Below are 10,459 nucleotides of genomic sequence, written 5' to 3' on the forward strand. Positions count from 1 at the left end.
GCTGCGCTGCTCCGGGCGGGAAACTTCGATTGTGCCGCTATGTAGGCGAAACAGCGCCTTCGGGCAACGCCGAAACCCGGTTTACGCAGGATTTCCGGTCAGAAGCCCGCAGCGTCGACGACACCCTCGTCGCAGCCGAAGGAGGTTTTTCCCGCCCCCTGGATCAGATCGGCAAGGCCGGCGCTTTTCGCTGACGCCGTCCCGGCTGCCTCCGAAAGCCCGATCGTCAACCCGCTGACCATCTTGACATTGCCGACCCGCCGGCAGCTCATCTTGACGCGGTCGCCGGCACCCGGCCCGAAGCTCTTGTCGAAAGCCGCCTTGATCGCCTCGGCGTTAACGGGCTTGCCGATATTGGCGGCGAAGAGATCGCGCACCGCCGATGTGTTGAGTGCGCCGAGAAGATGCACGCCAACGCCGAAATAATCCTCGGCGCTCATTTTCGTGCAGGTGCCGTGTTTCGTCCATTCATGCCGTTCCAGGCCGGATTGCGTGCCGGGCATCGCCTTTGCGAGCGCCGCCTTCGTCTCGGCCGAAAGCGTCACCTCGGGCAATGTGTTCCAGTTGCCGTCCTTGTCGGCGGCCTTCTGCTCGGCGCTCACGCCGCAATAGTCCTGCCTCATCGGCCAGAGCCCGTGCAGCGAAAAATTCGTCGCATCGGGGCGCTCGCCGGTCTGGCTGGCGCATTCGGCCTTCTTCTGGTTCGTCTGGCAAAAGGCGGGCTGCCAGCTTGCCGCAAGAATAAAACGGGTGCGCCCGCCGGCCTCCTGCGCCACGGCGGCGCCGGCAAGAACCATCGACACGGCGAACGTCAAGGTACGCAACTGCATGCTGCTCATTTCAACCCCCAAAAAAAGAACAATACAGGAACAAATAAGCACGAAGATCGAAAGACCGCAACCCTGAATCGCAACAGAAACGCAATTTGTTATCGGATAAACCGGGAACCGAGGTTGCTTTTGGACGCCGATCTGGTCTGTTGCGGCAAGGAGGACCCACATGTTTTCTGAAACGCAGAGGCTTGCCGTACCGGGAGCGTCGCTCGCCTATCACCATGCCGAGCCCGCCGGCCCGCCACGCGGTATCCTGTTGATATCGCACGGTCTTGCCGAACATTCGAAACGCTATCGCGTCTTTGCCGAGACAATGTCGGCGCGCGGTTATCACGTCTATGCCCATGATCACCGCGGGCACGGCGAGACGACGGCGCCCGACGCGCCGATCGGCCGTTTCGCCCGGCGCGACGGCGTCGAAAAAGTGATCGGCGACGTCCTTGCCATGCGCAACTATGCGGCTCCCCGTCATCCAGGCCTGCCGGTGATCCTCTTCGGCCATTCGATGGGCGGCCTTATCGCCCTCAATGCAGCCGTCACGGCGCCGGCCGATTTCGACGCCGTCGCCGTCTGGAATTCGAATTTCGCCGTCGGCCTTGCCGGCCGCGCCGCCCAGGCGATCCTGCTTGCCGAGCGCATGCTCAAGGGCTCCGACGTGCCGAGCGGCCTGTTGCCGAAGCTCACCTTCGGCGCCTGGGGCAAATCGATTTCGGGCCACCGCACCGAGTTCGACTGGCTGTCCCGCCTCCCCGATGAAGTCGATAAATATGTCGCCGATCCGCTCTGCGGCTTCGACGCTTCGGTCTCGCTCTGGCTCGATCTCTTCGAGTTGACCTTTCGAGCGCCGCAAAAACCCCATCTCGACCGGCTGCCGCGCGACATGCCGATCCATCTTGTCGGCGGCAGAGAGGATCCGGCGACCGAGCGTGGAAAAGCCATCCTCTGGCTGTCAAACCATTTGAAAGCCCAAGGCTTCTCTCGTATCAGCACTCAGATATATCAGGATATGCGACACGAAACGCTGAACGAGATCGGCGCCGACGCGGCGATCGCAGCCTTCGCGGACTGGTGCGACAAGGCCGTCGCCAGATCCTGAGCCAGAGAGATTCCATCATGAGCAGCACCTCCGCCCGCCCCGCTTCGTCCACCTCCGAGGTGACGACGGGACTTGCGCTGATGTTTCTTTCGGTGATGTTCTCGCCGCTCATCGATATTTTCGCCAAGCTTGCCGTCGTCACCGTCCCCTCTGCCGAGGTCACTGCCGGCCGCTTCGTCGTGCAGGCGCTCTGCATGCTGCCGATCGTGATATGGCGGCGCAGCTTTGCCGATTTCTCCTGGCGCCAGAGCCTGTTCCATGCCATCCGCGGCGCCATCATCACCATCTCGATGATCTCTTTCGTCACCACGCTGAAATATATGGCGGTTGCAGATGCGATTGCGATCTTCTTCGTCGAGCCGATCATGGTGACGATCCTCGGCGGCATTTTCCTGAAGGAGACCATCGGCTGGCGCCGCTACACCGCCTGCGGCGTCGGTTTCTTCGGGGCGATGCTGATTATCCAGCCGAGTTTCGAGGAGGTCGGCTACATCGCGCTCCTGCCCGTCGTCAGCGCACTCTGCATCGCGGTCTTCGTGCTGATGACCCGCGTCCTCGCGCACCGGGAAGATCCCTGGGCGATGCAGTTCCAGATGGGCATCTGGGGTTTGCTCTTCTGCGCCCTCCTGCTTTTTATCGGCGAAGGAAGCGGCTCCGATCTCTTCGACCCGGTCATGCCGGTGGGCAGCGCCTGGTTCTACGTCGCCGGCGTCGGCGCCATGGCCGCGATCGCCGGCATCTTCGGCGTCTATGCCTATCGCGCGGCACCGGCATCGACGCTGGCGCCGCTGCAATATTTCGAGATCGTATCGGCAACGATCTTTGCCTGGCTTGTTTTCGGCGACTTTCCGGATGCGATCAAATGGCTCGGCATCATGATCATCATGGCATCGGGCTTCTATATCCTCTGGCGCGAGCGCCGCTTTGCTTCAAAGCCGGTATCCGATACATCTGAGGTGACGCTGGCGCCGTAGAACCGGACGAGGGAATATGACGGAGACGACGAAAAAGCCGCCGCTTGCCGGCATCCGGGTGATCGAGCTAGCCCGCGTGCTCGCCGGTCCCTGGGCGGGGCAGATGCTCGCCGATCTCGGCGCCGACGTCATCAAGGTCGAAAATCCCGACGGCGGCGACGACACCCGCCAATGGGGACCGCCCTTCGTCGAAGGTGCCGATGGCGAAAACCTCTCGGCCGCCTATTATCACGCCGCCAATCGCGGCAAGCGCTCGATCACCGCCGATCTGAAGACTCCCGAAGGCCAGGATCTCGTCCGCCGTCTCGTGTCCTCCGCCGATGTGCTGATCGAAAACTTCAAACTCGGCGGCCTCGTCAAATACGGGCTGGATTACGACAGCCTGCGTAAGCTGAACCCGAAGCTCGTCTATTGCTCGATCACCGGCTTCGGCCAGACCGGCCCCTATGCCAGCCTCGCCGGTTACGATTACATCGTTCAGGGCATGTCCGGCTTCATGTCGATCACAGGCGAGCCGGACGGACAACCGATGAAGGCGGGCGTGGCGATCGCCGATATCTTCACCGGCATCTATGCCGTCGCGGCAATCGAGGCCGCCTTGGTCCACGCGCTTAAATCGGGTGAAGGCCAGCTCGTCGACATGGCGCTGCTCGACGTGCAATCGGCCGTGCTCGCCAATCAGAACATGAATTACCTGGTCTCCGGCGCCGCACCCTCCCGCCTCGGCAACGCCCACCCGAATATTTCGCCCTATGAGGTCGTGCCGGTGGCGGACGGTTATCTCATTCTTGCGGTCGGAAACGACGGCCAATTCCGCCGCCTCTGCACCATCCTCGGTCTGGAGACGATGTCAGGCGACGAGCGTTTTTCCACCAACAAGGCCCGCGTCGCCAACCGCGGCGAAGTCCGTCGCCTCGTGGCCACCGAAACGCTGAAATGGCAGAAGGCGGATCTGTTGAAGGCCTGCGAGGAAAATGCCGTTCCTGCTGGCTCGATCAACACGATCGAGGAGATGTTCGCCGACCCACAGATCGAGGCCCGCGGCCTGCGCATCGACCTTGCCGATGCCGCCGGCACCGTCATTCCGGGGGTCAGAACGCCGGTGGTTCTGTCGGAAACGCCCTTGCATTACACCAGGCCGAGCCCACGTCTGGGCGAGCATCAAGCAGAAATTCTGGCGGAACTCACTGCGTGCGAGAGAAAGGCATCGTCATGAAAAAGACGGGTGGGGAACTCATCGTCGAGGCGCTGAAGGCGAACGGCGTCAAGCGTCTGTCCTGCGTGCCGGGCGAGAGTTTCCTCGCCGTCCTCGACGCACTGCGCGACAGCGAGATCGACGTTCTCGTCTGCCGCCAGGAGGGCGGGGCGGCGATGATGGCGGATTGCTGGGGCAGACTAACAGGCGAACCCGGCATCTGCATGGTCACCCGCGGCCCCGGCGCCACCAATGCCTCCGCCGGCCTGCATATATCAAAGCAGGATTCGATCCCGATGATTCTCTTCATCGGCCAGGTGCAGCGCGAAGCGCGCGAGCGCGAGGCCTTCCAGGAAGTCGAATTCCGCCGCGCCTTCACCGAATTCGCCAAATGGGTGGGCGAGATCGACGATGCCGCCCGCATTCCCGAGTTCGTCACCCGCGCCTTTGCGATTGCAACCTCCGGCCGTCCCGGCCCCGTCGTGCTGACGCTGCCGGAAGACATGTTGCGCGACGAAGTCGAGGCGCCCCGCGCCAGGCACTATGCCAGCGTCGAGGCGCATCCCGGCCGCAGCCAGATCGACGATCTCTATCTGCGTCTCCTGAAGGCCGAGCGGCCGATGGTGATCCTCGGCGGCACGCGATGGGATGCCGATGCGGTTGCCGATTTCCAGGCCTTCGCCGAACGCTTCCAACTGCCCGTCGGCTGCTCCTTCCGCCGGCAGATGCTGTTCGATCATCTTCATCCCTGTTATGCCGGCGATGTCGGCATCGGCATCAATCCGGCGCTGGCCACGGAGATCAAGGAGAGCGACCTGCTGATCCTGCTCGGCGCCCGCATGTCGGAAATGCCCTCCTCGTCCTATACGCTGATCGACATCCCCTACCCCCAGCAATCGCTGGTCCACGTCTATCCCGACGCGTCCGAACTCGGCCGTCTCTACCGCCCGGATCTGGCGATCTGCGCCGCACCGGCCGATTTCGTCGCGGCACTGGCCGATCTGGAAGCGCCGGCCGAGCCGCACTGGGCGGAGCGCACGCAGCGCATGCACCAGGCCTATCTCGCCTGGTCGAAGCCGCCGGCGACAGGTCCGGGCGCCGTCCATATGGGGCCGATCATGGAGTGGCTGGAGGCCAATACCGGGCCGGACGCGATCTTCACCAACGGCGCCGGCAATTATGCCACCTGGCTGCACCGCTTCCATCGCTTCCGCCGCTTCAACACCCAGGCCGCCCCCACCTCCGGCTCGATGGGCTACGGCCTGCCCGCGGCCGTCGCCGCCAAGCGGCTGTTTCCCGAGCGTGAGGTCATCTGCTTTGCCGGCGACGGCTGTTTCCTGATGCACGGCCAGGAATTCGCCACCGCCATCCGCTACGGCCTGCCGATCATCGCTGTCGTCGTCAACAACGGCATGTACGGCACGATCCGCATGCATCAAGAGCGCGAATATCCCGGCCGCGTCAGCAGCACCGATTTGACCAATCCCGACTTCGCAGCCCTTGCCCGCGCCTATGGCGGCCACAGCGAAACGGTGGAAAGCACGGAGGAATTCGCCCCGGCCTTCGAGCGGGCGCGCACCAGCGGCAAGCCGGCGATCATCGAGGTGAAGCTCGATCCGGAAGCGATCACGCCGACCCGGACGCTGTCGGAAATCGCACAAACAAAAAGCCGGTAGGATCCCCCACCGGCTTTCAGAGACATAACCGCCGCGACCTTAGTCGAGCGCAGCCGTGACGATGAACTCGACCTTGTACTTCGGCGCAGCGAGCTTGGCTTCGCTGGTGGCGCGGGCCGGCGGGTTGGCCGGGTCGATCCAGGCTTCCCAGGCGGCGTTCATCTCGGCGAAATAAGCAATGTCGGAGAGATAGACGAGGGTCTGCAGGATCTTTGACTTGTTGCTGCCGGAAGCGGCAAGCAGACGATCAACCTCGGCAAGCGCCGACTTGCACTGATCGGTAATGCTTTCGCCTTCGCCGACCTGGCCTGCGAGATAGACCGTGTTGCCGTGAATGACAGCGCCGCTCATGCGTGCGCCGACGTCGATACGCTTAATGCTCATCATAGTCTCCTGAGTGAATGGGCGGTAGCGGCGCTGCGGCGCAGCGCCGTGAAATCGGCAGCCGGAATGGGTCTAGCTGCGGATATGGTGGGTCTTCTGGTAGATTGCCGTCGAGCGGGCGCCGGAGCGGCAATAACCGAGCATCGGCCGCGGGAATTCATCGAGTGCATCGACCATGCCCTGCACCGCTTCCTCGGTCACGCCCATCGGCCCGACAGGCACATGGGTGATCTCGAGACCTAGTTCTTTGGCGCGCGCCTCGATGACCGAGAACGACGTCTGATCGGGGCTCTCATGGTCGGGGCGGTGGCAGACGATCGATTTGAAGCCTAGCGCCTTGATCTCGTCGAGATCTTCAGGCGTGATCTGACCCGAAACCGAATATTCATCGTCGATCTGGCGAATATCCATCGTCTTGTCTCCTCAAAAATCGTGGGCTGAAGGTCTACGACGGGAGGCCGCCGAGCGTCAACAACACTTCGCTCACAGGAAGGCGAAGGTCAGCGCATAGCTGCGGCTTTTCCCGGGCGCCAGCATGTTGAACTCGCCGGCTGCCTCAAGCTCGTCACGTAACACCCAGCGATGCGAAACCGGCTCGATGCCGATGATATGGGCCGGCGCCTTCTGGTTCCGCCACACCTGCAGATAAGGCAGCGTATCGGCGCGGAAGCGCACGCTGAGCGTCCTGCCGCCGATCGCGGCAATCGGCCCGAGCCGGATTTCCGCGAATCCCTCCTCCGTCGCCGGCGCCGCCACGCAGAAGATACCGCCCGGCTCCTCGCCGAATGTCCAGGGGAAGCCGCCGTTTTCCAGCATCCGGCCTTCGAGCCGCGTGCCCTCGTCCAGCCATTTGCCGCCAATATTCATGTGATACATCAGAAAGGTCGGCACTGTCTGGTCGCTGGTATTGACGACCCGGTCCTCGAGCCGCACCGCGCCGGTCGCCCCGTCGATCCGCCACAGCCGCTCGATGCGCTGCGGCAATCCCTCGACGGTCACGATGTCGACATCGGCGCGACATTCGGCATTGCCGTTCTCGAACTTCGTCCACAACAGCTTGGCCGCATGGCCGGAGGCCGATCCGTGCAGCGGATAGACCTTGCCGTCGGCACGGCCGGCGATCGGCTGGCGATGGCGGATATGGTCCGGCCCGCAAGTGAAGAGGAAGCCTTCGAGCGAGTGATCGATTCGTGGATCGCCATCGTCGGGAATAGCGCGCTTCGGTGCGATATCGACGCCCTCGACGAGGCATCCGCCGACATCCAGCACCGATGTTTCATCGAGCATCAGGCGCGGCCCGCTTGCGGCGGCAAATTCGATCATCTGGGGTCTCCTCAGGGAATTGTCGGCGGCGCTGGAGCGCCGTGCGTCCTTTCGGCCGCACAAAGGACGCTCTCACACTTTCAATCCTCGCATCGTGCTGTCCGAAAATCGATCCCGATTTTCGGACAGCGCGATGCGCTAGGGTTAGGTTTCCCAACGCTCTTCGTCAATCCGCACCATCTGCATCTTGTGTTTTTGCCGCAACCATGGATTTTGGGGAACTGACACGGAGGCGCAAACGTTTATGAGTAAAAGGAAATCTTAGGGATTTTCATATTTTGTTCAGCACGCTTTCATAAATTCCACACTAGCGTCAAAATTCGCAGGTGTGTGTCTGCCAGTCACTGTTCGAGGTTTTGAGACGTGAATCGCTTTTTGAAGTCGGCATTTTCGCTTGCGGCCGTGCTGGCAGCCATTGCGGCTGCAGCGCCGGAAGCAGGCGCGCAGCAATTCCGCGACCGCCGTCAGAGCGATGTCGTGCTGGTGACGCCGAGCGGCGAAATCCTCGATTACGTCCCGCGCGGCTATATCTATGCCCGCGACCGCAGCGGCAACCGCGTGCTGATCGACGACTACGGCAACATCGTCGCCACCGAGATGCGCGCCCGCGGCTACTATCCGCCGCGGCCCGGCCGCGGTGTCTATGCCGACCAGGGCGCCAACGACCCCTATTATGCTGAGGATGGCGATACGCGTTATTCCGAGCGCGGCGCTGTCACCGGGGGCATCCCGCGCGATGCGGCGATCGAACGCCAGCCGCTCGATGGCCAGCCTTATCCCGAGGATAACAGCATCGGCAATCCGCAACCCGGCGACGATTATGCCTCGATCGATCCCGACCAGCAGATTCCACCCGCCGACGCGCCGAAGGCCGCGCCGGAAGAGCCCGTCATCACACTGAAGAACAAGTCGAAGCCCGAGATCGTCGCGCTGCAGGTCTTCCTTGACCGCGCCGGCATTTCTCCCGGCGTCATCGACGGCCATATGGGCTCGAACGTCACCAAGGGCATCTATGCCTATGACCAGATGACCGGGTCGAAGCTCGATCCCAACGACACCGATGCCATTCTGGAAGAGCTGCGCATGAACGGCGGTCTGCCGGTCGTCAGCTATACGATCACGCCCGCCGATGCCGCCGGCCCCTTCGTCGCGGAGATCCCGGAAGACTATTCGCATAAGGCGCTGCTGCCGTCGCTTGCCTACACCTCGACCACTGAAATGCTGGCCGAGCGTTTCCACATGGACGAGGCCTTCCTCAAGGAGATGAACCCCGGCGCCGATTTCAGCGTTGCCGGCACGATCATCAAGGTCGTCAATCCGGGCGAGCCGAAGAGCGGCGAGGTTGCCCGCATCATCGCCGACAAGGGCCGCAAACAGGTCTTCGCCTATGACAGCGCCGGCAATCTGCTCGCAGCCTACCCGGCATCGATCGGCTCCACCGACACGCCCTCGCCCTCTGGCACGGTGACGGTCGAGCGCGTCGCCTTCAATCCCGGCTATACCTACAATCCGAAGATCAATTTCCAGCAGGGCGCCAACGACAAGATCCTCAACATTCCGCCCGGCCCGAACGGCCCCGTCGGCACCGTCTGGATGGCGCTCTCCAAGCCGACTTACGGCATCCACGGCACGCCCGAGCCCTCCAAGATCGGCCGCACCCAGAGCCACGGCTGCATCCGCCTGACCAACTGGGATGCCACCGAGCTTGCCAAGATGGTCAAGCCGGGCGTGACGGTCGAGTTCGTCGACTGAGCCAAAGCCAGCCAAACTGGTCAGAATCGGCATAGGGGGCGATCGCTGTGATCGCACCCCTGCCACACCACCCGGCATGCGGGTCCGCACCGGGCGGTTCGAGAGATTGAGGTTTATGCAAGTCTGGGCATTCCGAGTTGGTCTGCCCATTTGATCGTGAGGACGGCGTTGAGGAGTTTGGCGCTGTTGCGCCACCAGCGACCGGCATTTGTTGCCACTTGCCGAGCCACATCGAGTTTTGCTCCTCTTGCCATCAGTTCCCGGAAGATCGTCCTGCCTCGTTTCCATTGCTTGAGCTGGATAGCCCGCAAACGATGGCGCATCCACTCGTCCAGGTCGCTGAAGACCCGAGGCGTTTGCGCCAGCCGGAAGTAGGCTTTCCATCCGCGCACGAAGATGCGCAACCGTTCCGCCACCGCTTTGAGGGAGCGCCCCGTTACGCGCGGTGTCAGTTCGCGAATGCGCTCCTTGAACGCCTTGATGGCCTTGCCGGCCACCCGTCTCTTGACGACACCCCCGGCTTGGCGGAAGGCATAGCCGAGGAATTTGCGGCCGAAGACGCTGGCAACGGCGCTCTTGGTCTCGTTCACCGTCAGGTGAAGTCGGCCATAAAGGCGCCGCAGCAGAGCCATCACCCGCTCGCCCGCTCGGCTCGACCGCACATAGACGTTGCAGTCGTCGGCATAGCGGCAGAAGGCATGGCCCCGCCGTTCAAGTTCCTTGTCCACCTCATCCAGCAACACATTGGCCAGAAGCGGCGACAGCGGCCCGCCCTGCGGTGTGCCTCGGCTCCGCTTGGTGACCGCATCCCCATCGACAATATCGGCGTTCAGATAGGCCCGCACCAGGCGGATCACGCCGGGGTCGGGGATTTTCTTGCGCAGACGGTCGATCAGGATGTCGTGGTCAACCCGGTCGAAGAACTTTTCCAGGTCAACGTCCACAACGACGCGACGCCCGGACTGCACGAACGATTGTGCCGCAAGGACGGCATCGTGCGCACCGCGTCCAGGACGGAAGCCGTAGCTGTGCTGGCTGAAGGTCGGATCAAGGATCGGCTGGAGGACTTGCAGGAGCGCCTGTTGGATCAGGCGGTCCAGCACCGTGGGGATGCCGAGCTCGCGCTCGCCACCCCCAGGCTTCGGGATCATCACGCGACGTACCGGCTGTGGCCGATACGTCCCCTCCCGCAGACTGTCGCGGATGGCAGACCAGCACTGGCGCAG

Annotated in this window: 10 protein-coding genes; 5 read left to right on the top strand and 5 right to left on the bottom strand. The window is 62.9% G+C overall.

The genetic code is table 11. From position 1 onward, the window contains the following. Positions 1 to 98 precede the first annotated feature (98 nt). Positions 99 to 839 (bottom strand): ribonuclease T2 family protein, encoded by a 741-nt coding sequence (locus GGD57_RS04865; RefSeq protein WP_184467349.1) that lies wholly within the window; start codon positions 837 to 839, stop codon positions 99 to 101. A 160-nt stretch (positions 840 to 999) separates the two neighbouring features. Here GGD57_RS04865 and GGD57_RS04870 point away from each other — a divergent pair, with 160 nt between their 5' ends. From GGD57_RS04870 to GGD57_RS04885, 4 genes are read left to right on the top strand one after another with little or no spacing between them, the layout of a single operon-like run. Continuing rightward, complete coding sequence (locus GGD57_RS04870) at positions 1,000 to 1,929, top strand: alpha/beta fold hydrolase (protein ID WP_184467351.1); 930 nt, start codon at positions 1,000 to 1,002, stop codon at positions 1,927 to 1,929. Between the two features lie 17 nt (positions 1,930 to 1,946). Further along, a complete protein-coding gene (locus GGD57_RS04875; RefSeq protein WP_184467353.1) occupies positions 1,947 to 2,903 on the top strand; it encodes a DMT family transporter in 957 nt (318 codons plus the stop codon). A gap of 16 nt (positions 2,904 to 2,919) precedes the next feature. After that, positions 2,920 to 4,119 (top strand): CaiB/BaiF CoA transferase family protein, encoded by a 1,200-nt coding sequence (locus GGD57_RS04880; protein ID WP_184467355.1) that lies wholly within the window; start codon positions 2,920 to 2,922, stop codon positions 4,117 to 4,119. Continuing rightward, positions 4,116 to 5,774 (top strand): thiamine pyrophosphate-binding protein, encoded by a 1,659-nt coding sequence (locus GGD57_RS04885; RefSeq protein ID WP_184467357.1) that lies wholly within the window; start codon positions 4,116 to 4,118, stop codon positions 5,772 to 5,774. The genes GGD57_RS04880 and GGD57_RS04885 overlap by 4 nt, the downstream gene beginning before the upstream one ends. A gap of 39 nt (positions 5,775 to 5,813) precedes the next feature. Here the strand turns inward: GGD57_RS04885 and GGD57_RS04890 are convergent, their stop codons facing one another. The 3 genes from GGD57_RS04890 to GGD57_RS04900 all read right to left on the bottom strand — a co-directional run bounded on the left by GGD57_RS04890 (position 5,814) and on the right by GGD57_RS04900 (position 7,481). Continuing rightward, a complete protein-coding gene (locus tag GGD57_RS04890; RefSeq protein WP_184467359.1) occupies positions 5,814 to 6,158 on the bottom strand; it encodes a RidA family protein in 345 nt (114 codons plus the stop codon). Positions 6,159 to 6,230: 72 nt separating this feature from the next. Next, the gene (locus GGD57_RS04895; RefSeq protein ID WP_184467361.1) at positions 6,231 to 6,569 is read right to left on the bottom strand and encodes a TIGR01244 family sulfur transferase; all 339 of its coding nucleotides are present in this window, start codon (positions 6,567 to 6,569) and stop codon (positions 6,231 to 6,233) included. A gap of 72 nt (positions 6,570 to 6,641) precedes the next feature. After that, positions 6,642 to 7,481 (bottom strand): DUF4432 family protein, encoded by an 840-nt coding sequence (locus tag GGD57_RS04900; RefSeq protein WP_184467363.1) that lies wholly within the window; start codon positions 7,479 to 7,481, stop codon positions 6,642 to 6,644. A 363-nt stretch (positions 7,482 to 7,844) separates the two neighbouring features. On the opposite strand from GGD57_RS04900, the gene GGD57_RS04905 reads away from it, so the two are divergent. Further along, positions 7,845 to 9,233, top strand: coding sequence for a L,D-transpeptidase family protein (locus GGD57_RS04905; protein WP_184467365.1), 1,389 nt, complete (start codon positions 7,845 to 7,847; stop codon positions 9,231 to 9,233). 113 nt (positions 9,234 to 9,346) lie between these two features. Here the strand turns inward: GGD57_RS04905 and ltrA are convergent. Beyond that, positions 9,347 to 10,459: group II intron reverse transcriptase/maturase (ltrA, locus tag GGD57_RS04910; protein ID WP_184467367.1), on the bottom strand; the 1,113-nt coding region annotated here is incomplete at its 5' end.

It is taken from the genome of Rhizobium esperanzae (assembly GCF_014197615.1).
In the GTDB taxonomy this organism is placed as follows: domain Bacteria; phylum Pseudomonadota; class Alphaproteobacteria; order Rhizobiales; family Rhizobiaceae; genus Rhizobium; species Rhizobium esperanzae_A.

Excerpts from the sequence above, each read along its gene's own strand:
- GGD57_RS04865 (WP_184467349.1), bottom strand. The coding sequence starts at position 839 with ATGAGCAGCATGCAGTTGCGTACCTTGACGTTCGCCGTGTCGATGGTT.
- GGD57_RS04870 (WP_184467351.1), top strand. The coding sequence starts at position 1,000 with ATGTTTTCTGAAACGCAGAGGCTTGCCGTACCGGGAGCGTCGCTCGCC.
- GGD57_RS04875 (WP_184467353.1), top strand. The coding sequence starts at position 1,947 with ATGAGCAGCACCTCCGCCCGCCCCGCTTCGTCCACCTCCGAGGTGACG.
- GGD57_RS04880 (WP_184467355.1), top strand. The coding sequence starts at position 2,920 with ATGACGGAGACGACGAAAAAGCCGCCGCTTGCCGGCATCCGGGTGATC.
- GGD57_RS04885 (WP_184467357.1), top strand. The coding sequence starts at position 4,116 with ATGAAAAAGACGGGTGGGGAACTCATCGTCGAGGCGCTGAAGGCGAAC.
- GGD57_RS04890 (WP_184467359.1), bottom strand. The coding sequence starts at position 6,158 with ATGAGCATTAAGCGTATCGACGTCGGCGCACGCATGAGCGGCGCTGTC.
- GGD57_RS04895 (WP_184467361.1), bottom strand. The coding sequence starts at position 6,569 with ATGGATATTCGCCAGATCGACGATGAATATTCGGTTTCGGGTCAGATC.
- GGD57_RS04900 (WP_184467363.1), bottom strand. The coding sequence starts at position 7,481 with ATGATCGAATTTGCCGCCGCAAGCGGGCCGCGCCTGATGCTCGATGAA.